A 22,022-nucleotide genomic window follows, 5' to 3' on the forward strand; every position below is an offset into this window, starting at 1 on the left:
GTCCCGTAGGGCGGGCTTCAGCCCGCCATCCACGGCAGCTTGTCCAGATCCACGTTCCCGCCGGTCACGATCACGCCCACGCGCTTGCCGGCAAACCGCTCCCTGTTCTTCAGGATCGTCGCCAGCGGCACCGCGCTGCTGGGCTCCATCACGATCTTCATGCGCGTCCATGTCAGCTTCATCGCCGCCACGATCTCCTCCTCCGACGCGGTCAGGATGTCGCGCACATAGGTCGACACGAAATGCCATGTCAGGTCCTTCAGCGGCACTTTCAGCCCGTCCGCCACCGTCTCCGGCGCGTCATCGGCGATGATGTGCCCGGCCCGGAAACTGCGATACGCGTCATCCGCCTGCTCCGGCTCGGCGGCGATCACCTGCACATCCGGCGCCAGCTCCGACAGCGTCAGGCAGGTGCCCGAGATCATCCCGCCCCCGCCGATCGGCGCCACCACCATGTCCAGCCCACCGGTCTGCGCCATCAGCTCCCGCGCACAGGTCCCCTGCCCGGCAATGACGCGCGGGTCGTTATAGGGATGCACGAAATCGCCCCCCGTCCGCGCCTGTACCTCGGCAAACACCGCCTCGCGGCTGCTGGTCGAGGGCTCGCACTCGGTTATCGTCCCGCCATAGCCGCGCACGGCGTCCTTCTTGGCCTGCGGCGCCGTGCGCGGCATGACCACGTTGCACGGAATACCCCGCCGCCCCGCGGCATAGCTCAGTGACAGCGCGTGATTGCCCGAGGAATGGGTGCAGACACCCTTCTCCAGCATCTCCTCCGGCAACCCGAACACGGCATTCGTCGCACCCCGCACCTTGAACGCCCCGGCCTTCTGGAAATTCTCGCATTTGAAGAACAGCTCCGCCCCGGTCAGGTCGTTGAGGTAAGAAGATGTCAACACGGGCGTCCGATGGATATGCGGCGCGATCCGCTCATGCGCGGCCAGCATGTCGTCGAAGGTCGGGATTAACGTCTTGTTAACATCCTTCATCACGCGGCCTCCCTTTGCCTGGCGCCTGCGGAGGCCCGATACACCTCCTGCGCCGCCGCCACGCCCGAGCCCAGCCGGATATCCATCCCGATATCCGCCATGCACATCTCCGCCGTGGCAATCCCGCTCAGCGCCATCACGTCGGTCAGGCTCCCCAGGTGCCCGATCCGGAACACCTTGCCGGCAACCTCGCCCAACCCGGTGCCAAAGGCGGTGCCATAGACCTCGGCCGCCCGCGCCACGATATCGCTGGCATTCACCCCCTTCGGCGTCCGGATCGCGCTCACCGTGTCCGACCAAAGCTCCGGCCCCGCGGCACACAGCTCCAGCCCCCACGCCTGCACCGCCGCCCTGACCCCGTCGGCAATTCTCGCATGGCGGGCGAAGACCTGCGCCATCCCCTCCGCCAGCAGCATGTCGCACGCCAGGTTCAGCCCGTTGATCAGCCCAACCGGCGGCGTGTACGGATACCCGCCCTGCGCATATCCCTTCTCCATGTCGCGAACGTCGAAGAACGTCCGCGGCAGCCGCGCCTCTTCCACCGCCGCCAGCGCCTTGCGGCTGAATGCCGTGATGGCCAGCCCGGCCGGCAGCATGAACCCCTTCTGAGAGCCGGCCACGGCCACGTCGACACCCCAGTCATCGAACCGGAACTCCATCGACGCGATCGACGACACGCCATCGACGAACAGCATCGCCGGATGCCCCGCCTTGTCCATCGCCGACCGCAGCGCCCCGATATCCGAGCGCACCCCGGTCGCCGTCTCGTTATGCGTGGCCAGCACCGCCTTGATCCGTTGCCCCTGATCCGCCGCCAGAACCTCGCCCAGTCGCTCGGCCGGTATCCCCTCGCCCCACGGCACCTCGACCACGTGCACATCAAGCCCGTGGCGCTGGCACATGTCGATCCAGCGATGCGAGAACATCCCGTTCCTTGCCGCCAGCACCCGGTCGCCGGGCGACAGCGTGTTGGTCAGCGCCGTCTCCCACCCGCCCGTGCCGGTCGAGGGGAACAGGAACACCTCCGCGCTCTCGCTCTTCAAGATCTCCCGCACCTTGCCCCTGACCGGGTGCAGCATCTCGCCGAACACGGCCGAGCGATGGTCGATCGTCGGCATGTCGCACGCCTTGCGCAGCGCCTCGGGAATGTTCGTCGGACCGGGAATGAAAACCGGGTTCTGCAAGTTCATCATGGGCTCCTCCATCGCCTGACGTGGACGCTAGCAATGGACGAGCCGATTGGAAATTTTTTTGAAAACCGATTTCAGAAACGGTGGAAACGCTGAAATTCCCGGCTTATCAAATGGTTGACATTTTTCACCAAGCGAAGGCGTTTTTCATATGGCGCAGGAAACCGACAGCCCCAACCGCCGCGCCCGCGGCCGCCCCCGCGGCTGGGACGACAAGACCGAACAGAACACCATCAAGTCGCTCGACCGGGCGATGTTGGTTTTCGAGCATCTCAGCCGCTTCAAGGGCCGGATGCTCACTGAACTGGCCGACGATCTGACCCAGTCGCCCGCCACGGTCTACCGCGTGCTCGTCACGCTCGAAACCCGCGGCCTCGTCGAATTCGACCCTGCCGAACAGCTCTGGCATATCGGCCCGCAGGCCTTCGTGATCGGCGCCGGCTTCCTCCGCCGCACCAGCCTCGTCGAACGCGCCCGCCCGATCCTGCGCCGCCTGATGGAAGTCACCGGAGAGACCGCCAATCTCGGCCGCGAACAGGACGGACAGGTGCTGTTCCTCAGCCAGGTCGAGACCAACGCCACCATCCGCGCCTTCTTCCCGCCCGGCACGCTGGCCGAGATGCATTCCTCGGGCATCGGCAAGGTGCTGCTGGCCCAGATGCCGCCCGAAAGAGTGGCGCAGGTGCTGGCCAGCCACCCCCTGCAGGCCTTCACCGCCAACACCCTCACCGATCCGCCAAGCCTGGCCCGCGACCTCGCCACGATCCGCGAACAGGGCTTCGCCATCGACGCCGAGGAACGCAACGAAGGTATGCGCTGCATCGCGGCCCCGGTCTTCGACCACAGCCGCACCGCCGTTGCCGGCCTCTCCGTTTCCGGCCCGACAAGCCGCGTGTCCGAGGACAAGACCGAAGAGCTGAGCCGCGCCGTACTTCAGGCCGCGCAAGACCTCTCCTCCGCCCTCGGCGGCCTCCCCTGACGCCCTGCCTTCGGGCATGACAGGCCACGACCCGCGGTGATATACCTCTCCCGACCCGCCCCATCCCGAGACAAGAGGCTGACCCGATGCGCAATGTCACCGTCGCCGCCACCCAGATGGCCTGTACCGACATCACCGACGAGAACGTCGCCAACGGCGAAAAGCTGATCCGCGAGGCCGCCGGGCGCGGCGCGAACATCGTGCTTCTGCAGGAACTCTTCGAAGGCCCCTATTTCTGCCAGGACGAAACGCCCGACAACTTCCAGCGCGCCAGGCCCGCCGAAGGGCACCCGACGCTGGCGCATTTCCAGTCGCTGGCAAAGGAACTCGGCGTCGTCCTGCCCATTTCCTTCTACGAACACGCCGGCAATGCCCGCTTCAACTCCGTCGCCATCATCGACGCCGACGGCAGCCACCTGGGCCTCTACCGCAAATCCCACATTCCCCATGGTGGCGGCTACCAGGAGAAGTTCTATTTCTCCCCCGGCGATACCGGGTTCAAGGTATGGACCACCGCCTTCGGCCGCATCGGCGTGGGCATCTGCTGGGATCAGTGGTTCCCGGAATGCGCCCGCGCCATGGCATTGCAGGGGGCCGAGATGCTGTTCTACCCCACGGCCATCGGCTCCGAGGTCGGCAACGAGCTGTGGGATTCATCGGCGCATTGGCAACGGGCGCAACAGGGCCACGCGGCCGCCAACATCATGCCGCTCATCGCCTCCAACCGCATCGGCCCCGAGGCTGGCCGGAACGGCACAGAGATCAACTTCTACGGCTCCTCCTTCATTGCCGACCAGTTCGGCGAGAAGGTGGCCGAGGCCGACCGCGAGACGGAAACCGTCCTGACCCACAGCTTCGACCTCGACGAGGTGGCGATGCATCGCGACTACTGGTGCGTCTACCGCGACCGGCGCCCCGACCTCTACCGCCCGCTCATGAGCCTCGACGGCTCACAGTGAGGCCGCGGCCCGGCTCGCCTGATCATACTGCCCCGACAGCGACCTGAGCGTTCGCGCCAGGTCGCGCATCTGAGCCCCGGTCAGCTCCGAGCTGCCCGCATCCAGCAGGCATTGCCGCCGCACGTCACGATAGGCCTCGCACAGCTTTTCGCCCTTGGCCGAAGCGCGGTAGAACACTTCCTTCCCCCGCTTCTCGGAATCGATCAGTTCATGTTTCGTCAACTTCCGCAGCGAATAGTTGACGGTGTGATTGTCCTCGATATTCAGGAGGAAGGCGATATCGCTCAGCCGCTTGTCGCGCCCGCGATGGTTCACGTTATGGAGAATCAGGATGTCGAGCGGGTTCAGATCGCCCTGCCCCGCCGCCGACATGCAGCGCGTCATCCAGCGGGAAAATGCATTGAAGGCGATGATCAGCCCGAACTCGAATTCCGACATCTCCCATCCCTCGCCCTCGGCCAGGTGCCGGGACGAGACGATCCGCCGCCCAACGTTGCCTTCTTCAGACATGACCCTCCCTTTCCACTGAAAACGCTTACATTTTGTTAATGTTTTCACATCGTGCCGCCATTTTCAACTCCGGCCACGATCTTTCCTGAAAGCCCATGCCACCTCCCGCAGGCCCGTCCTCGCCACCGACCCGGCGGAGACGCCGACGCGCAACTAAATAACAAAACGTTGACAAATTACCAACGTTACGTCAGCTTTGCGCCATAATCAATCAGGGAGAAACAGAATGAAACTGACCAATCTACTCAGCGCCGCCGCCCTCGCGACGGCCGTGGCCCTTCCCGCCTCCGCCGAGACGTGGGACATGCCAACCCCCTACCCGGATGCGACCTTCCACACCGTCAACATCGCCGAATTCGCCTCCGACGTGTCCGAGGCCACCGATGGCGCACTGGAAATCACCGTCCATTCCGCCGGCTCGCTCTTCAAGCACCCCGAGATCAGCAAGGCCGTCCGCAGCGGCCAGGTGCCGATCGGCGAATTCTTCCTGTCGCTTCTGGCCAACGACGACGCCGTCTTCGGCGCCGACTCGCTGCCCTTCCTCGCCACCAGCTACGAGGATGCGCAAAAGCTCTGGGACGCGCAGAAAGACGTGATCACCAAGCTGCTCGACGAGCAGGGGCTGATGCCGCTCTACGCCGTGCCGTGGCCGCCGCAGGGGCTGTACACCACCAAGGAAATCAACTCCGTCGAAGACCTCGCCGGGCTGAAATTCCGCACCTACAACGCCACGCTGGAAGAGTTCGCCAACCTGGCCGGCGCCGCGCCCACGCAGGTCGAAGTGCCCGACATCCCGCAGGCCTTCAGCACCGGCCGGGTCGAGGCGATGATCACCTCGCCCTCCACCGGTGCCAACTCCCAGGCCTGGGATTTCCTGTCGCATTACACCGACATCCAGGCGTGGATCCCGAAGAACATCGTCGTCGTCAACAAGCGCAGCTTCCAGCGGCTTGACGAGGAAACCCAGCAGGCCGTGCTCGACGCCGCCGCCGCGGCCGAAACCCGCGGCTGGGAGATGAGCCAGAAGGAAACCGACGAACAGACCGCCGTGCTCGAGGAAAACGGCATCACCATCGTCGAACCTTCCGAAGAGCTGATGACCGGCCTGCGCGAGATCGGCGAGCAGATGCTGGCAAACTGGAAGGAAGAAGCCGGCGAAGACGGCGCAGCGCTTCTCGACGCCTACCAGCAGTAACGGCCACCGGCCTGCCGGGCGCCTCCCCGCGCCCGGCCACCCCCTGACAGGAGAATGCCCATGCGGAGCATCCTGAATACCCTGTACCGCGTGGCGGGCGGGCTGGCGGCCCTGTTCATCATGGCCATCGCCCTCCTGGTCTTCGCCCAGGTCGGCCTCAACCTCGCCGACAAGATTTCCGCCGCCATCACCGGCCGCGGCGTCGGACTGACCATCCCCTCCTACTCAGATTTCACCGGCTTCTTCCTCGCGGCCTCGACCTTCCTCGGCCTTGCCTACACGCTGCGCGAAGGCGGCCATATCCGGGTGACGCTCATCACCGGCCGCCTGCCCGACGGCGCGCGCCGCGGCACCGAGATCGCCGTGACAGCCATCGCCCTCGCGATGACGAGCTTCGCCACTTGGTACATGATCCAGCTCGTGCTGGAATCGCACGAGTTCGGCGACAAGAGCTCCGGCATGGTCTCCGTCCCCCTCTGGATTCCGCAGATCCCCGTCGCCCTCGGCCTCGCCATCCTGTCCATCGCGCTCCTCGACGACTTGGTCGATCTGCTGCGCGGCCGCCCGCCCTCGTGGGAGGGCAAGGGCGAAAACCTTCTCAACGAATAGGATCGCCCGGCCATGACCGTCACGCTTCTCTCCGTCATCCTGCTGATCCTGCTCTTCGCCTTCCTCGGCGCGGGCCTCTGGGTCGCGCTGTCCCTTCTCGGCGTCGGCATCGCGGCGATGGCGCTCTTCTCCAACGCGCCCCTCGGCCTCGTGATGGCCACCACCATGTGGGGACACAGCAACAACTGGGCCCTCGCCGCCCTGCCGCTCTTCATCTGGATGGGCGAGATCCTCTTCCGCTCCCGCCTGTCCGAGGACATGTTCGCCGGCCTCGCCCCGTGGATGAACCGCCTCCCCGGCCAGCTTCTGCACGTCAACGTCTTCGCCTGCGGGATCTTCGCCGCGGTCTCCGGCTCCTCGGCCGCCACGGCGGCCACCATCGGCAAGCTGTCGATCCCCGAACTCAAGGAACGCGGCTACCCCGAGAAGATGGTGATCGGCACGCTGGCGGGCTCGGCCACGCTGGGCCTGCTGATCCCGCCCTCGATCATCCTCATCGTCTATGGCGTCGCGACCGAGCAATCCATCGCCCGCCTCTTCGTGGCCGGTGTCCTGCCCGGGCTCATGCTGGTCGCCCTCTTCGTGGGCTTCCTCGCCGTCTGGTCGATGCTCAACCGCCATCGCCTTCCGGATGAATCCGAGAACGTGCCCTTCCGCGAGCGCCTGCGCCGCTCGCGCCGGCTGATCCCGGTGCTGCTCTTGATCCTCGGCGTCATCGGGTCGATCTATGCCGGCCTTGCCTCGCCCACCGACGCGGCGGCGGTCGGCGTGGTGCTCGCCCTCATCCTCTCGTGGAGCTCCGGCTCCCTCACCTTCCAGACCTTCAAGGACGGGCTGATGGGCGCGATGGTCACCTCCTGCATGATCGCCTTCATCCTCGCCGGGGCCTCCTTCCTGACCGTGGCGATGGGCTTCACCGGCATCCCCCGCACGCTGGCCGAATGGATCGGCGCGATGGAGCTGTCGACCTTCACCCTCCTCGCCGCGCTCACCATCTTCTTCGTCATCCTCGGCTGCTTCCTCGACGGCATCTCCGTCGTCGTCCTCACCGCTTCGGTGATCATGCCGATGGTGCTCGACGCCGGGATCGACCCGCTCTGGTTCGGCATCTTCCTCGTCATCGTGGTCGAGATGTCGCAGATCACCCCACCCGTGGGCTTCAACCTCTTCGTGCTGCAATCCCTCACCGGGCGCGACATCCTCAGCGTCGCGGTCGCAGCCCTGCCGTTCTTCTGCCTGATGATCGTGGCGATCGTGCTGATCATCGTCTTCCCGGAAATCGTCACATACCTGCCGGGGCGGATGTGACCGAGGGCGACGCAGATACCACGACGCAAACCCACCCCCGCATCCGCACCGCCGGGGTCGACGGGATGCTGGTCAGCTTCGGCGACAGCCTGAGCGAACCGGCCAACCGCGCCGCGCTGGCCTTCCGCGCCGAAATCGAGCGGCAGGGCTGGAACGGGGTCGAGGAAAGCACGACTTCGCTGGTCTCGGCCTACCTGCGCTTCGACCCGCTGCACCTTGGCCATGCCGAGCTGAAACAGAAGCTCGACACCCTGCTCTCCGACCGCGACTGGTACGAGGCGCCCCTCCCCTCCGGCCGCCGCCTCTGGCGCATCCCGGCGGTGTTCGGCACCGACCTCGGCCCGCAACTGGACCAGGCGGCAGAGGCGGCGGGCCTCACCCCCGAACAGGCCATCAAGGACTTCACCCAGACCCGCGCACGCGTCCAGACCATCGGCTTCGCCCCCGGCCAGCCCTACCTGGGCGAACTGCCGCAAGCCTGGGACATCCCCCGTCAAAGCGCCCTCACCAGCCGCATCCCCGAGGGCGCGCTCGCCGTCGCCATCCGGCAACTGGTGCTCTTCTCCGTCGCCACGCCCACCGGCTGGCAGCATATCGGCCAGACCGCCATGCGCCTCTTCCAGCCCGAGGCGGAAGAGCCCTTCCTGCTGCGCCCCGGCGACGAGGTGGAGTTCACCGAAACCGACGCCGAAACCCTGTCGAACATGCGATCTGACCCCCATGGGGGCGCCGACCGGTCCGATCTGCCATGACCGACTCCCTGACCATCCACCGCGCCGGGCCGGGCCTGACCCTGCAGGACATGGGCCGGCCCGGCTACCTCGCCCTCGGCCTGTCACGCGGCGGCGCGGCGGACCGGCTGGCGCTGGCAGAAGGCGCGGCGCTTCTGGGCCAATCGACCGACCTGACCGCAATCGAAATGACCGGCACGGGCGGCGAGTTCGAGGCCAGCCGCGACACCCGCATCGCCCTGACCGGCGCCCCCATGGCCGCCGCCATCGACGGCACCCGCATCGCTTGGAACGCCAGCCACACCCTGCCCGCCAAGGCCCGGCTGACCATCGGCTCCGCCAGTGAAGGCGTCTACGGCTACCTCCATGTCGGCGGTGGCTTTCATCCGCCCGAACGGCTCGGCGCCCATTCGGCTCATTTGGCCGCGGGCATCGGCGGCCCGCTCGAGGCCGGCGACAAGATCGACCTCGGCCCCGACGACCGCACCACCACCGGCCTGACGCTCCCCAAGGACAGCCGCTTCGCCGGCGGCACCATCCGCATCCTGCCCTCGATCCATACCGACGCCTTCCCGCAAGAGCTCTGCACCCGGTTCGAGGACACCGCCTTCACCCGCGACACCCGCGGCAACCGCATGGGCGTGCAACTGAAATGGGATGGCGACGGCTTCCTCCCCGAGATCGGCCGCAAGATCGTCTCGGAAGTCATCATGCCCGGCGACATCCAGATCATCGGCGACGGCACCCCCTACGTGCTGCTCAGCGAATGCCAGACGACCGGCGGCTACCCCCGTATCGCCACCGTCCTGCCCTGCGACCTGCCCTGCATCGCGCAGGCCCCGGCGGGCGCGCCGCTCCGGTTCCGCTTCGTCACCCTCGAAGAAGCCGTCGAAGCCGAACGCAGGGCCGCCCAAACCATCGCCGACCTGCCGAAACGCCGCCAACCCCTGATCCGCGATCCGGCCACCATCCCGAACCTGCTGTCCTACCAGCTTATTTCCGGCATGACGGCGGGCCGCGAGCTTGACCCTGAAGGAGCATGACAATGACGCGAACCGTCGATCTGAACGCCGATATGGGCGAAAGCTTTGGCCCCTGGATCATGGGCAACGATGCGGCGCTGCTGGATGTCGTGACCTCCGCCAACATCGCCTGTGGCCTGCACGCGGGCGACTGGGACACGATGGCGGAAACCATGAAACGGGCGGTGTCAAACGGCGTGGGCCTCGGCGCCCATCCGGGCTTCCCCGACCTGCAAGGCTTCGGCCGCCGCCGGATGCACATGCCCGCCACCTCGCTCGCCAACCTCGTCCGCTACCAGGTCGGTGCGGCAGAGGGGATGGCGCGCGCAGTGGGCGGTACCCTCCGGCACCTCAAGCTGCACGGGGCGATGGCCAACATGGCCTCGGAAGACGAGGCGATGGCCCGCACCTGTTACGAGGCCGCCCTGTCCGTCGCGCCGGACCTGATCGTCATGGTCCTGGCCGGCACGGCACAGGAAAAGGCAGCGCGCTCAATCGGTTGCCCCATCGCGCACGAGATTTTCGCCGACCGCGCCTATAACGACGACGCCACCCTCGTCGACCGCAGCCAGACCGGCGCGGTGATCCACGACGCGACCCTCGCCGGTCAGCGCATGGTCGAGATGGTCCGCGAGGGCGCCATCATTACCGAAAGCGGCAAGCGGATCGAGACCCGCATCGACACGATCTGCCTGCATGGCGACACCGCCGAAGCCGTCGAGATTGCCAAGTCGGTCCGGCAGGCGCTCGAGGATGCGGGCATCGGCCTGCGTCGCTTCCATGACGAGGCCGGCACTTGAGCGGTTGCGGCGCTGTGGTATCATGGGCCTGCATACAAGGTCTTTACGGAGGCATGAGATGCATTCGGACCTGCAAACCCGCCGCCGCGTGCTGCTTGTCACCTATCGCCGGTATCTCGAGGCCGAGCGCGCCCTGACGCTGGCCCGGCAGGAGATGAAGGGGTGGTTCCCCGCCGCCGCCCGGCCGGGGGAGACCGCCATCGGGCAGCCCGGCTCGCGCATCCGGCGCGTCTATGATCGGCGCGAGCGGGCGATCCTGCAACTTGCTGCGGCGAAAGAGAAATTGGAGATCGCGCGCGTCCGGCTGGCGGCCAGGAGGCCAGCGCCCTTGCAACTGATCTGGGTCCGGTAGCGGGCCCTTTTCAGCCGCCCACCTGGGTAACGAGCGCGTGCCCGACCATGCCGAGCGCGAAGCCGAAAAGCGCGGCGAGGGACGGGGCTTGCCGGTACTCCAGATGGGCCTTCACGGCGATGTCCTGGAAGGTCAGGAACAGGATGCCGCCCGCCGCCGTCATCATGATCGCGCCGGTCAGAAGCGGTTGATCCGCAAGGAAAAAATACCCCAGCAGAACCGCTGCCGGGCCCAGCAAAGACAGGGTCAGGAAGATGCGCATGATGCGGCGGCCGGGGTGGTTGCCGGCCTGCAACTCGCGCCAGGCATTGAAGGCCTCGGGGAGGTTCTGGGCGCCGATGAGGAAGGCGAGCAGGGCCGCCTCGGCGGTGCGGGCCGCCATCATGGCGCCGAGGGCGGCCGCTTCGGGGACGAAATCGGTCAGCATGGCGATGAACTGGGCGTTCTTCGAGGCGTTCTGTTTCTGGAGGTGTTCCAGCAGGGCGAACACCGCGCCGCCGGCGAAGAAGGTCAGAAGCGCCGCCCAAAGTGGAAGCATTTCAAGGGCTTGCGGGACAAGAACGAAGGCCACAGCCGAGACGAGGATGCCGCCGCCGAAGGCGATGACGCTGTGGCGGACCTCTTCTTCCAGCCAGTTGGGCTGGATGCGTTCGATACTGGCCAGATAGCCCCCGGCGGGGATCATCAGGCCGGCGAAAAGGCCGTAGAATATGGCGAGAAGCACGTCGGGCATGAGGACAGATTAGGGGTTTGGCGGCGCGCCGGAAAGCCGGATTTCCAACGTCGGTATAACGTCGGTATCTTGTCGGTATTACGTCGGTGCAACGGACCGACCCCCGCGTCAGCCCCTGGGCGGATCGGGGATCAGCAGGCAGGCCGACAGAACCCGGCGGGTGTCGTCGAAGATCGAGGGCCTCTCGCCCCGCCAGCGGCCGAAATGGCGGTGCGCGGGTAGCGGCCCGTCACCGGCGAGGCCCGCCATGGTCTCGCGCGTCTCCTCGGCGAAGTTGCGGTAGCGGGTGCGGAGGTTGTCGTGGAACGTGTCGCGGTGGCGCACCTCCATCCGGAGATGGAAGAGAGAGCTGCGCGCCCGGGGGCGGATTTCGACGGCGTCGATGAAGGCGCCGACCCCGGCCCATTCGGCCAGCGCGCGGCGGGCCTGTGCCTGTGCCTTGCGCGACCGGCCCTGCCGGGCGAAGAGCCGGGCCAAGGCTGCCGGCGCCGTGGCGCGGCGCGGGTCGCCCTTGCCAAAGCCCATCACCGCGATCCGGTCGGCCAGCACGAACAGCCAGCGCGCGCGACCCACGCGCCCCGCCTCCCACGCCCGGTTGCCGGCTTCCATCGCCCGCTCCCAGACCAGCTCGGACCGGCGCCAGCCGGCCTCTCGCGCCAGACGCATCTCGGTATCGCCGCGCTCAAATCCCCAGATATGCCGCGCGGACATGGTCGTTCTCATGTAGCTCACTTGCCGGTCCATTCAGGTTGCAGTTTCCGGTTTCCAGAACATAGGCGTGATCGGCCAGTTCGAGCGCCAGTTCGGCGTTCTGCTCGACCAGCACGACGGCCAGCCCCTGCTGCTGGTTGATCTCGCGGATGATCTCGGCGATCTCGTCGACGATGACGGGGGCCAGCCCCATCGACGGCTCGTCCATCAACAACAAGCGCGGCTTCGACATCAGCGCCCGGCCGATGGCCAGCATCTGCTGTTCGCCGCCCGACAGGGTCTGCGCCCGCTGGCCGCGCCGTTCCTGCAGGCGGGGGAATTTCCTGTAGACGGTCGCAAGATCGGTGGCGATCGCGTCCATGTCCTTGCGCAGGAAGGCGCCGGTGCGCAGGTTCTCCTCGACCGTCATGTCGGGGAAGATGCGCCGGCCTTCCGGCACATGCGCGATGCCGTGGGCCACGACCTTGCTGGCGGGCAGCCCGTCGATGCGTTTGCCCTCGAACGTGATCTCGCCCGCCGTCACGGGCAGCATCCCAGACATGGCACGCAGGGTGGTGGTCTTGCCCGCGCCGTTGCCGCCGATGATGGTGACGATCTGGCCCTGATCCACGGTCATCGAGATGTCGCGGATGGCGGTGATCTTGCCATAGGCGGCCGACACGCCCTTCAGCTCAAGCAACATTGCGCGACCCTCCGAGATAGGCCTCGATCACGTCGGGGTGGTTGCGGATCTCGTCCGGCCCGCCCTCGGCCAGGAACTTGCCGAAGCTCATGCAGGTGATGGTATCGCACAGCCCCATGATCGCCTGCATGTCATGCTCGACGATCAGGATGGTGATCCCCTCGTGGCTAAGCTTTTCCATCAGGTCCATCATGCGCCGGGTCTCTTCGGGGTTCATGCCGGTGAAGGGCTCATCCAGCAGCATCACGTCGGGGTGGCTGGCATAGGCCACGGCCAGCCCCAGCGCCCGCTGGTGGCCATGCGACAGGTCGCCGGCGCGTTCGTGCTTCAGGTGGTCGATGCCGAAGAACTCCAGCGCCTCCATCGCCCGCGCCTGTGCCCCGCGCCGGTCTTCCTTGTCCCAGCCGACGATGGCGGCGAAGATGTTGGGGCGGAAGGGCATGTGGGTGCCGACAAGGGCGTTTTCCATCACCGTCAGCTCGGCAAAAAGCGTCGAGTGCTGGAAGGTGCGCACCACGCCGCGGCGGGCGACCTCGTGCATCTTCAAACCGGATATATCCTCGCCCCGCAGCAGCACCTGCCCGCCACTGGGCTTGTAGAAGCCCGAGATCATGTTGAACGTGGTGGTCTTGCCCGCCCCGTTCGGCCCGATCAGCCCGTGAATTTCCCCGTGCTTGACCGTGAAACTCAGGTGGTCGACAGCGGTCAGCCCGCCGAAGCGCATGGTCAGGTCCTTGACTTCGAGCAGGTTGGTCATGACTTCGCCTCCTTCCGGGTGAGCCTTTGCACGATGCTTTCCAGCCCGTTGGGCAGGAACAGGATCGAGGCGATGAGGATGGCGCCGTAGATCAGCGGGCGAAGCTGTTCGAAGCCCATCTCGCGCAGCACGATCTCGTTCAGCACGGTCAGCAGCACGCAGCCGAGGATCGGCCCGTAGAAAGTGCCTGTGCCGCCGACGATGGCCCATGTGAGGACGAAGACCATCACCTCGACATCGAAGCTGTTGGGGTTGATGGTGCCCACGTAATGCGCCATCAGCGCGCCGCCGATCCCGGCAAAGCCGGAGGCGATGGCGAAGGCCAGCGTGCGGTAGGCGCGCAGGTTCACGCCCGAGGCCTCGGCCAGCTTGTCCTGCCAGTGGACGGCGTGGAAGGTCAGGCCCACCGGGCTTTTCTCGATCCGCCAGAGGACCCAGAGACAGAGGATCACGATGGTGCCGGCGAAGTAGTAATAGCTGATCGGTTCGAAGAAATCGAAATCGTAGATGCCGATCGAGAAGTCGGGCATCGGGTCGATCCCCTTGATGCCCTTGGGCCCGCCGAAGGGTTCGCGGAAGCGTTTCCAGAGAAGGCGGATTATCTCTCCCGCCGCGAAGCTGCCGATGAGGAAGTAGAACCCCTTCATCCGGAAAAGCGGGAAGCTGAGCAGGATGGCGATGAGGGCCGCCGTGATGCCACCCAGAAGCATCGAGACGGGCACGAACAGCCCGAACTCCTTGGTGTAGAGCGCGCTGGCATAGGCGCCGACGCCCATGATGACCACGTGGCCGAGCGACCATTCACCGGTGAGGGTGAGAAGGCGGTAGGTGCTGACCAGAAGCACGTTGATGGTCAGGAAGACGAGGATCTCCTGCTGCGAGAAGCTGAGCCCGTGGGGGAGCAGGAGGAGCGCGACAAGGGCGATGGGCCAGAGGAGGTATTTAAGCACGGTCCGCACTCCCGAACAGGCCGGTCGGCTTGACGATCAGCACCAGCAGCATGAGCGAGAGCCCGACGATGTCGGCGATCACCCCGTCGTAGAAGGTGGTGACGAAGGTGTGCACCACGGCATAGACGACCGAGGCCAGCACCGCGCCTTCGAGGCTGCCGACGCCGCCGACGATGATGACGATGAAGGCGGTGACGATGACCGAGTGGCCCATATGCGGGTTGACCGAGACGAGCGGCGCCGTGAGGGCGCCGGCGATGCCGGCGAGGCCGGCGCCGATGAACATGGCGATGCGGGCGGTCTGGTTGATCGAGATGCCCTGCAGTTCGGCGGCTTCGGGGTCTTGTGCCGAGGCGCGCAGGGCCCAGCCGAATTTCGTGCGCTTGAGGAAGTACCAGAGGGCGCCGAGAAGAACCACGGCGGCGATGATCACGAAGAGGCGCGAGAGGGGGAGGCGGACCTTGTCGGAGAAGACGATCACCTCCTGCGTCACCGGGGGGATGTGTTCCATCCGGACGCCGTAGCCGAGGACGGCCAGCGCCTGCAGGATCATCAGGAAGCCGATCGAGGCGACGAGGCCGCCCAGGGGGTTGTCTCGCAAAGGCCGGAAAAGGGCGCGTTCCATCAAAAGGCCAAGGCAACCCACGAAGACGAGGCCGAGGGCGACGGCCACGAGGAAGGGGAGGTGCAGGTCGGCGTAGAAGGTGACCACCGCGTAGGCGCCGGCCATGAACAGCTCGCCATGGGCGAAGTTGATCACGCCCATGACACCGAAGATCAGGACCAGCCCCACCGCCACCAGCGAGATGTAGCTCGCGGCATAGACGGCGTTCAGGCAGGTCTGCGCCAGTAATTCAATCATCAGGGTATGTCTTTCCGTGCAGGTAGAGAGCGGCCCGGCCTATGTGCCGGACCGCTACCGTGTGCCACGTGAGAAGGATCAGCCGCGCTGGTCCCACATCTGGTCATAGGCCTTCATGTGCTTGACCAGCAGGTCGCCGTGCTTGTCGTACCATTCGGGGATGTTCTTGAAGCCCTTGATGGTGGCCTTGCCGTCCTCGATCACCACGACGGGCCAGTCGCCGACGAGGGCGTTGTCGATGCCGAAAAGCTCGGTGCCCCACCAGTTGGCGTCGCCGAAGGCGTGCTTGCCGGTGCCGCCCTCCTTCATGGCGGCGATCACCGCCTCGGGGTCGGCCGAGCCGGCCTTCTCGGCGGCGGCTTTCCAGAGGTCCATGATCGAGGCGTATTCCCAGCTGACCGCGCCCCACTGGCCGGGGAAGCGTTCGGCGTATTCGGCGTAGAAGCCGTTGGGGTCCTCGAAATTGACCTGGTCGGAGTTGAGCGCCGGGTCGTCGAAATCGGGGAACTGGAAGATGAAGCCTTCCATGAATTCCTTCGATGTCTTCGAGATCATCTGATCGTAGAAATCCGCCGTGCAGCTGATGATCTGGCCTTCATACCCCTGCTGGAACAGCTGTTCGCAGATCGGGTGGACGTAATCGGCATAGCAGGTGTCGAGACAGACGATATCGGGGCTGTCGGCGATCAGCCGGGTCACCACGGGCGCGAAATCGGTGGTCGCCGGGTCGAAGAGGAGCGGTTCGCTCTGCATCTCGATGCCGGCGGCCTCGAACGCGGCGAGGTAGGTGGCGACGGAGGGCAGGCCAAGGGCGTCGTCCTGCGCGCACATCACCGCGGTCTTCAGGTCCGGCTTGTTCTCGGCCAGCCATTCGACGCCGGTGACGTTGTAGATCGGGTGCACCTCGGCGGGTGCGATCAGCGTGGTGGTATCAGGGCTGAGGTCCGACGGCAGCAGGGTCGAGAACAGCATGCCGGTCTTGTCGGCCACGGGCTGCACGCCCGGCCACGTGTCGCCGCCCAGCATCATGATGAAGCTGACGCCATCCTCGCGAATGAGCTTGGTCGCGCCGGTGCGGGCCTTGGCGGGGTCATACTCGTTGTCGTAGCTCACGAACTCGACCGGGTGGGCGCCGTCGGAAAGCTGGATGCCGCCTGCCTCGTTGATCCGCTCGGCCCAGATCTCGCAGCCGTCGAGACCGGGTTTGCCCCATGCCGCCACGGCCCCCGTCAGGGGGGCGAGGAAGCCGATCTTGATGGGCTCGCCCTGCGCCAGTGCGGCGCCGGGCAAACCCGCGCTGACCGCCGTGGCCGCCGTGGATTTCAGGAACGTACGGCGGGTGAGGCCGGACGAGAAGATTCTGGAAAACATCTTGACACTCCCATGTTGGCACCGCTGCTTTTCGCGGCTTATTGCGAAGCCGAATCCAACCGGGCAGAGGAAATCAGACGATTTCTGGACCACAACTGAACCAATTACCCAAAATGGTTCGATTTCGGATCAACCATAGCAGGCCAATATCGATTCCGGCAAAGGATTCTTTCGAATTTCTCCCCGACCGGCCCGGCGCAGCCCGTCACAAAGCCGCCCGCCAAGCGGGCTTTGGCGGGCGGCAACGCTGATTTTTTGTGCAATCGCAAGGCGCTGGCAGACGGCGCCGGCGCGGGGAAACCGGGCCGGAGCCTAGCCCGACATGCCCGGAGATTCCTCCGACGCTTCGGCGTAAACCGCGATCAGGCAGCCGGTTTCGGTGTGCGAGGTGTGCTCGGTTCCCGCCTCGAGCCAGACCACGTCGCCGGTTCGGTAGACCGTGCCGTCATTGTCGATCAGCTCGCCCTCGACGATCAGGAACTCCTCGGCCCCGCCGTGGCGGTGCGGGGTCGACCGCGCGCCCGGTTCCATGCGGTAGATATAGAATCCGGTGTCGCGTTCGGTATGCGGGTTGAGCTTGATGTAGGAGGTCCCCTCCTCCGGCCCGCCGGTGGTGGTGTAGGGGGTATAGGCCGCGTCGTCGCGGATATTCGCGGTCTTCCGTTCGCTGGGCTGGATCGGTTTCATCGGGCGTTCCTTTCCGGGGATGAGAAGGGGGTATCTGCGCCCGAGTGTAGCCAGAATTTGAGTGAGCGCTCAAGTTTTTCTACACTAGGCTGGGGCAGCTAATCTGGCAGAGTGAAAGAGAACCAATTCTTCGATCCAATTACAGTTAGGTCACTTTCTGGAACTCAACGAATACATGTCTTCGTTGATTAGAAATCATTCTTCTAGGAAGCCGCGGACGGGCACGCGCAAACAATTCACGCATTCCAAGAAGCGAATGTCCATCCGATGAAGTGTTATTCATTGCGATGGGAATCTCGGGCGGCCCTTGCGTCAAATTGCATTCAAATTGGGAGTCAGGTCGGAACCCCGAGACGTATCGACATAGCTTGTTCCGAAACCCAGAAAATTCTAGCAAGTTGCCCAATATCGTCGCCATATAGGCGTTGCATTTCCCGGACCCGGTTTCTTGGCATTAGAATGTCAGCGGCAAGGGCGTTTGCTTGCACCTCCTCTTGGTGCGGCAACCCGCTTCGATACAATGCATCATCGAAAATTCCATCTCCGATCTTCCGCTCATGTAGAACGTAATGAGCTATTTCATGGGCAATGGTGAACCGACGACGAACGGCTGGATGGTCAGCGTTCACAAAAATAGCGAACCCGCTGTCCCCGCCGCGCCTCGCATCTCTTTGAATCTTTCCAGAAATCTCGTTGGGCCATGGCGCCCTGTAGACTCGAACGCCAAGCCTATTTGCGAGCGGGGTGACCTCAATGGGGAGATCCTGCTCAGCAATGTAGCTGTTCAGAATACTAAGTTTCTCACGAACCGGTCTGATTTCCATCACCGTCATCGGTCTGCTCCTCTTCGGCTTTCGATAGGACATCGTCCTCGTCCACTCCAGCCGGTATATCTGGTTCCTCTATTTCGTCAGACGACTGCCGAGTAGCCTTTACCTCCTGAAATAGCGCACCTGCTTTCTCATCAAGATAAATGCGGGCTTCCCGCTTCGCCGAGGCCACAGCGGCGCCTCGTATGGCCCAAAATCCAAAAATAGCTACTACGCCTAACATAATAGCAAAAAGCGCAAGTACTATCTCTATAATCGTCAGGGACCATGTTATCGCGTCAGTGTTGCGCTCTGGGCCGGGAACCGCGTTCCATGTAAATATAGCTACAAATAGACTTACAATAGTAAGTACAACGAACGGAATAAGAATATGGTAAATTGCCTTGATATGAGCATCTCGCTCATTGTCACTTAGCGCCATAACGCCTCATCCATAATAATTCATGACAGAAAACCAGCACAAAGATCATCAGTCAACCGAAGCGAAGAATATGACTGGTCAATTAATTTATTGCCAACCACCGGAAAGTTACCCCCTGATGATACGCGCAATCGACCTGACCGACGCCGAAACCCACGCGCTGGACGCCGCACCACGGCAGATGACGATGAGCGGCCCCGACGTGGCCGCGCCGACCGAGTGGGAGAACCTCGTGGTCGACCGCCCCTCGCCCCATGTCCGGGCGGGCACTTGGAAATGCGAGCCCTACACGGACGAGATCACCGATTACGAGTTCGACGAGTTCATGTACCTGATCGAGGGGCATATCGAGCTGATCTACCCGGATGGCACGCGCGACAGCTTCGGGCCGGGGCAGGCGTTCCTGCTGCCCAAGGGCTTCACCGGCACGTGGCACCAGCCCGAAATGGTGATCAAGTATTTCGTCATGATCGGCCGGCAGGACAGATGAGCGATTACGACTACATCATCGTCGGGGCCGGGTCGGCCGGCTGCGTGCTGGCCAACCGGCTGGGCGAGGACCCGTCGCTGCGCATCCTCGTGCTGGAGGCCGGGGGCGACGACCGCTCGCTGATCGTGCGGATGCCCGCCGCGCTGTCGATGCCGATGAACACGAAGCGGTTCAACTGGGGCTTCCGGACAGAGCCCGAGCCGCATCTCGACGGGCGGCGAATGAACCTGCCGCGCGGCAAGGGGCTTGGCGGCTCGTCCTCGATCAACGGGATGTGCTGGGTCCGGGGCAACCCGATGGATTACGAGCTTTGGGTGGCGCGGGGGGCGACGGGCTGGGGCTGGAACAGCGTGCTGCCCTATTTCCAGCGGCTGGAGAATGCCGGTGACGCGGGCGACCTGCGCGGGCGGGGCGGGCCGATCGACGTGACGCGCGGGGCCGAGGCGAACCCGCTTTACGAGGCCTTCATCGAGGCCGGGGTGCAGGCCGGATACGCCCGCAGCGCCAACATGAACGACCGCCAGCACGAGGGCTTCGGCCCGATGGAGATGAACGTGGGCGGCGGCGTGCGCTGTTCGGCGGCAAGGGCTTCCCTCCGCCCGGCGATGGCGCGGGGGAACGTGCGGGTGAAGACCTATGCGCAGGCGACCCGCGTGATCCTCGACGGCGGGCGGGCGACCGGGGTGGAATACCGCCATAACGGCGAGGTCCGGACCGCCATGGCAGGGCGCGAGGTGATCGTCTCGTCTGGCTCGATCATGTCGCCGGTGCTGCTCAAGCGCTCGGGCATCGGGCCGGGGGAGGAGTTGCAGGCGGCCGGGGTGAAGGTTCGGCACGATCTGCCCGGCGTGGGCGAGAACCTGATGGATCACCTCGAGGTTTACGTGCAGCAGGCCTGTACCCGGCCGATCACGCTTTATTCCGCGCAAGGCATGCTGGCGAAGGCGCGGATCGGGCTGGAATGGCTGCTGACGCGCAAGGGACTGGGCGCGTCGAACCATTTCGAGGCGGGCGCGCATATCCGGAGCCGGGCGGGGGTCAGCTATCCCGACCTGCAGATGCATTTCCTGCCGATCGCGATTTCCTATGACGGCACGACCCTGGCCGAGGGGCACGGGTTCCAAGTGCATGTGGGGCCGAAACGGTCGAAGAGCCGGGGCTGGGTGCGGCTGGATGCCGAGAGGCCGGATGGGCCGCCGAAGGTGCGGTTCAATTACATGAGCCATCCCGAGGATTGGCAGGAGATGCGCGCCGGGATCAGGCTGACGCGGGAGGTGTTCGCGCAGGCGGCGTTCGACCCGTACCGGGGCGAGGAGCTTGCACCGGGGCCGGAGGCACAGTCGGACGAGGCGCTCGACGCGTTCATCAAGGCGAAGGTGGAGAGCGCCTATCACCCCTGCGGCACCTGCCGGATGGGCACGGATGCGCTGGCGGTGGTCGACCCGGAGTGCCGGGTGCGCGGGGTCGAGGGGCTGCGCGTGGTGGACAGCTCGATCATGCCGCAGGCGACGGCGGGGGATCTCAATGCGCCGACGCTGATGCTGGCCGAGCGGGCGGCGGATCTGATCCGGGGGCGGGCGCCTCTGGTGGTCGAGGACGCGCCGATCTTGGTGGATGCGGCGTGGCGCGAGCGTCAGCGGTCGGCGGAGGTTTCCCAGGCGCTGGCGGGGGCGGATGCGGGGTATTTCGACCTGGGTTAGCGGGCGTTTTCGAGGGCCGCGTCGATGAGGCCGGCGATTTCCGCCTCGGTGGCCTGGCGGGGGTTGGTGGTGGCGGCGACGTCCTGGATGGACTTGGCGGCGATGCGGGTGGCGCAATCATCGGCCACGCCGATTTCCGTGAGAGTTCGGGGGATGTTCAGGCCGTCGAGGATCGATTCGACATGGGCGGCGAAGGCGTCGGGCGAGAGCGCCCCCTGCCCCATCGCCTCGGCCATGCGGGTGGGCTTGTCGCCGAGAACGGGCAGGTTGAAGCGCAGGACGAGCGGCAGGATGACGGCGTTGGTGAGGCCGTGCTGGGTGTCGTACTCGGCGCCGACCATGTGCGAGATGGCGTGGACCAGCCCCAGCCCCTTGAGGAAGGCGATCCCGGCAAGGCAGGAGCCCGCCAGCATCCCGCCGCGGGCGACGAGGTTGTCGGGCTCGGCCACGGCGGTGGGGAGGTGTTTGCCGATGAGGGTGAGGGCCTGAAGGGCGAGCCCGTCGCAGAGCGGGTTGAAGCCGGGGACGGAATAGGCCTCGATCGCGTGGGTCAGGGCGTCGGCGCCGGTCCAAGCCGTGAGGGTCTGTGGCAGGCCGACGGTAAGCTCGGGGTCGAGCAGGGCAAGCGCGGGCTTGAGGGCGGGGTGCCAGACGCAGAGCTTCATGCCCCGGGCGACATGGGTGACCATGCCGGTGCTTTCCGTCTCGGCCCCGGTGCCGGCGGTGGTGGGGATGGTGATGAGCGTGGGGAAAGCGGGCTGGCCGGTCATGTCGGGCGGGGACTTGTCGAAGTCGAAATCCCACAGGTCGATGGCGTTGGCGGCGGTCAGGCAGACGGCCTTGCCGCCATCCATGGCGCTGCCCCCGCCGATGGCGATCACCGCGTCATGGCTACCCTCGCGGTACATCGCCCGGCCCGCGCCGATCTCGTCGTCGCGGGGGTTGGGGGATATGCCGGAGAAGACGTCGGAGGCGAGGCCCGCACCCGCCAGCACCTCTTGCAGACCGCCGATGAACGGCAGGTCGCGGCTGCCCCGGTCGGTGACGATCAGCGGGTTCTTGAGCCCCATCGCCGCGCAACGCGTGCCCATCTCCGACAGGCGGCCCGGGCCATAGGCGATGGGCACCGGAAAGGTCCAGTCCTGCGGGGCGAGCAGATCGTCTTCGATGGGCGACAGGGGCAT

The 22,022-nt window shown here is 65.5% G+C and carries 25 protein-coding genes; 11 read left to right on the plus strand and 14 right to left on the minus strand.

The genetic code is table 11. From position 1 onward, the window contains the following. Positions 1-17: 17 nt before the first annotated feature. Positions 18-989, minus strand: coding sequence for a beta-hydroxyaspartate dehydratase BhcB (bhcB, locus tag QUV18_RS00915; RefSeq protein ID WP_300891356.1), 972 nt, complete (start codon positions 987-989; stop codon positions 18-20). Continuing rightward, entirely contained in the window at positions 989-2,179 is a 1,191-nt protein-coding gene (gene bhcA, locus QUV18_RS00920; protein WP_300892032.1) for an L-aspartate--glyoxylate aminotransferase BhcA, read from the minus strand. Before bhcA ends, bhcB begins: the two co-directional genes overlap by 1 nt. A gap of 151 nt (positions 2,180-2,330) precedes the next feature. Between bhcA and bhcR the strand changes: the two genes are divergently transcribed. Together bhcR and aguB are read left to right on the plus strand one after the other, a co-directional pair. Next, positions 2,331-3,158 carry an HTH-type transcriptional regulator BhcR gene (bhcR, locus tag QUV18_RS00925; protein WP_300891357.1) on the plus strand — a complete coding sequence of 276 codons (828 nt, stop codon included), beginning with the start codon at positions 2,331-2,333 and terminating at the stop codon, positions 3,156-3,158. An 86-nt stretch (positions 3,159-3,244) separates the two neighbouring features. Then, complete coding sequence (aguB, locus tag QUV18_RS00930; RefSeq protein WP_300891358.1) at positions 3,245-4,117, plus strand: N-carbamoylputrescine amidase; 873 nt, start codon at positions 3,245-3,247, stop codon at positions 4,115-4,117. Here aguB and QUV18_RS00935 read toward each other — a convergent pair. Continuing rightward, entirely contained in the window at positions 4,109-4,627 is a 519-nt protein-coding gene (locus QUV18_RS00935; protein WP_300891359.1) for a winged helix DNA-binding protein, read from the minus strand. The two genes, aguB and QUV18_RS00935, sit on opposite strands and share 9 nt — an antisense overlap. A gap of 226 nt (positions 4,628-4,853) precedes the next feature. On the opposite strand from QUV18_RS00935, the gene QUV18_RS00940 reads away from it, so the two are divergent. The 7 genes from QUV18_RS00940 to QUV18_RS00970 are packed head-to-tail and all read left to right on the plus strand — an operon-like array spanning position 4,854 to position 10,644. Beyond that, the gene (locus QUV18_RS00940; protein ID WP_300891360.1) at positions 4,854-5,822 is read left to right on the plus strand and encodes a TRAP transporter substrate-binding protein; all 969 of its coding nucleotides are present in this window, start codon (positions 4,854-4,856) and stop codon (positions 5,820-5,822) included. A 60-nt stretch (positions 5,823-5,882) separates the two neighbouring features. After that, positions 5,883-6,431: a TRAP transporter small permease gene (locus QUV18_RS00945; RefSeq protein WP_300891361.1), complete on the plus strand. Its 549-nt coding sequence runs from the start codon at positions 5,883-5,885 to the stop codon at positions 6,429-6,431. Between the two features lie 12 nt (positions 6,432-6,443). Beyond that, positions 6,444-7,739 carry a TRAP transporter large permease subunit gene (locus tag QUV18_RS00950; protein WP_300891362.1) on the plus strand — a complete coding sequence of 432 codons (1,296 nt, stop codon included), beginning with the start codon at positions 6,444-6,446 and terminating at the stop codon, positions 7,737-7,739. After that, a complete protein-coding gene (locus tag QUV18_RS00955) occupies positions 7,736-8,491 on the plus strand; it encodes an allophanate hydrolase subunit 1 (protein WP_300891363.1) in 756 nt (251 codons plus the stop codon). The genes QUV18_RS00950 and QUV18_RS00955 overlap by 4 nt, the downstream gene beginning before the upstream one ends. Beyond that, positions 8,488-9,513, plus strand: coding sequence for an urea amidolyase (locus QUV18_RS00960; RefSeq protein ID WP_300891364.1), 1,026 nt, complete (start codon positions 8,488-8,490; stop codon positions 9,511-9,513). The genes QUV18_RS00955 and QUV18_RS00960 overlap by 4 nt, the downstream gene beginning before the upstream one ends. A gap of 2 nt (positions 9,514-9,515) precedes the next feature. Continuing rightward, complete coding sequence (locus QUV18_RS00965; protein WP_300891365.1) at positions 9,516-10,292, plus strand: 5-oxoprolinase subunit PxpA; 777 nt, start codon at positions 9,516-9,518, stop codon at positions 10,290-10,292. Positions 10,293-10,350: 58 nt separating this feature from the next. Further along, positions 10,351-10,644 carry a hypothetical protein gene (locus QUV18_RS00970; RefSeq protein WP_300891366.1) on the plus strand — a complete coding sequence of 98 codons (294 nt, stop codon included), beginning with the start codon at positions 10,351-10,353 and terminating at the stop codon, positions 10,642-10,644. A 10-nt stretch (positions 10,645-10,654) separates the two neighbouring features. On the opposite strand, the gene QUV18_RS00975 is transcribed toward QUV18_RS00970, so the two are convergent. From QUV18_RS00975 to QUV18_RS01020, 10 genes are all read right to left on the minus strand, one after another. After that, a complete protein-coding gene (locus QUV18_RS00975; RefSeq protein ID WP_300891367.1) occupies positions 10,655-11,377 on the minus strand; it encodes a divalent cation transporter in 723 nt (240 codons plus the stop codon). A 108-nt stretch (positions 11,378-11,485) separates the two neighbouring features. After that, the gene (locus QUV18_RS00980) at positions 11,486-12,100 is read right to left on the minus strand and encodes a tetratricopeptide repeat-containing protein (protein ID WP_300891368.1); all 615 of its coding nucleotides are present in this window, start codon (positions 12,098-12,100) and stop codon (positions 11,486-11,488) included. Then, positions 12,060-12,770, minus strand: a complete 711-nt coding sequence (locus QUV18_RS00985) for an ABC transporter ATP-binding protein (RefSeq protein WP_300891369.1) — start codon at positions 12,768-12,770, stop codon at positions 12,060-12,062. Before QUV18_RS00985 ends, QUV18_RS00980 begins: the two co-directional genes overlap by 41 nt. Further along, positions 12,760-13,527, minus strand: coding sequence for an ABC transporter ATP-binding protein (locus tag QUV18_RS00990; protein ID WP_300891370.1), 768 nt, complete (start codon positions 13,525-13,527; stop codon positions 12,760-12,762). Before QUV18_RS00990 ends, QUV18_RS00985 begins: the two co-directional genes overlap by 11 nt. Next, the gene (locus QUV18_RS00995) at positions 13,524-14,477 is read right to left on the minus strand and encodes a branched-chain amino acid ABC transporter permease (protein ID WP_300891371.1); all 954 of its coding nucleotides are present in this window, start codon (positions 14,475-14,477) and stop codon (positions 13,524-13,526) included. The genes QUV18_RS00990 and QUV18_RS00995 overlap by 4 nt, the downstream gene beginning before the upstream one ends. Next, positions 14,470-15,339: a branched-chain amino acid ABC transporter permease gene (locus QUV18_RS01000; RefSeq protein ID WP_300891372.1), complete on the minus strand. Its 870-nt coding sequence runs from the start codon at positions 15,337-15,339 to the stop codon at positions 14,470-14,472. Before QUV18_RS01000 ends, QUV18_RS00995 begins: the two co-directional genes overlap by 8 nt. 78 nt (positions 15,340-15,417) lie before the next feature. Further along, a complete protein-coding gene (locus QUV18_RS01005) occupies positions 15,418-16,710 on the minus strand; it encodes an ABC transporter substrate-binding protein (protein WP_300891373.1) in 1,293 nt (430 codons plus the stop codon). A gap of 312 nt (positions 16,711-17,022) precedes the next feature. Further along, positions 17,023-17,397 carry a cupin domain-containing protein gene (locus QUV18_RS01010; RefSeq protein WP_300891374.1) on the minus strand — a complete coding sequence of 125 codons (375 nt, stop codon included), beginning with the start codon at positions 17,395-17,397 and terminating at the stop codon, positions 17,023-17,025. Between the two features lie 335 nt (positions 17,398-17,732). Next, a complete protein-coding gene (locus tag QUV18_RS01015) occupies positions 17,733-18,230 on the minus strand; it encodes an ImmA/IrrE family metallo-endopeptidase (RefSeq protein ID WP_300891375.1) in 498 nt (165 codons plus the stop codon). Further along, positions 18,199-18,648, minus strand: a complete 450-nt coding sequence (locus tag QUV18_RS01020; RefSeq protein ID WP_300891376.1) for a hypothetical protein — start codon at positions 18,646-18,648, stop codon at positions 18,199-18,201. The genes QUV18_RS01015 and QUV18_RS01020 overlap by 32 nt, the downstream gene beginning before the upstream one ends. Positions 18,649-18,766: 118 nt before the next feature. Between QUV18_RS01020 and QUV18_RS01025 the strand changes: the two genes are divergently transcribed. Continuing rightward, the gene (locus QUV18_RS01025) at positions 18,767-19,138 is read left to right on the plus strand and encodes a cupin domain-containing protein (protein ID WP_300891377.1); all 372 of its coding nucleotides are present in this window, start codon (positions 18,767-18,769) and stop codon (positions 19,136-19,138) included. Then, positions 19,135-20,838: a choline dehydrogenase gene (gene betA / locus QUV18_RS01030; RefSeq protein WP_300891378.1), complete on the plus strand. Its 1,704-nt coding sequence runs from the start codon at positions 19,135-19,137 to the stop codon at positions 20,836-20,838. Before QUV18_RS01025 ends, betA begins: the two co-directional genes overlap by 4 nt. Here betA and QUV18_RS01035 read toward each other — a convergent pair. Continuing rightward, complete coding sequence (locus QUV18_RS01035; RefSeq protein WP_300891379.1) at positions 20,835-22,022, minus strand: iron-containing alcohol dehydrogenase; 1,188 nt, start codon at positions 22,020-22,022, stop codon at positions 20,835-20,837. The genes betA and QUV18_RS01035 overlap by 4 nt on opposite strands.

Source organism: Roseovarius sp. (assembly GCF_030373445.1).
Classification (GTDB): domain Bacteria; phylum Pseudomonadota; class Alphaproteobacteria; order Rhodobacterales; family Rhodobacteraceae; genus Roseovarius.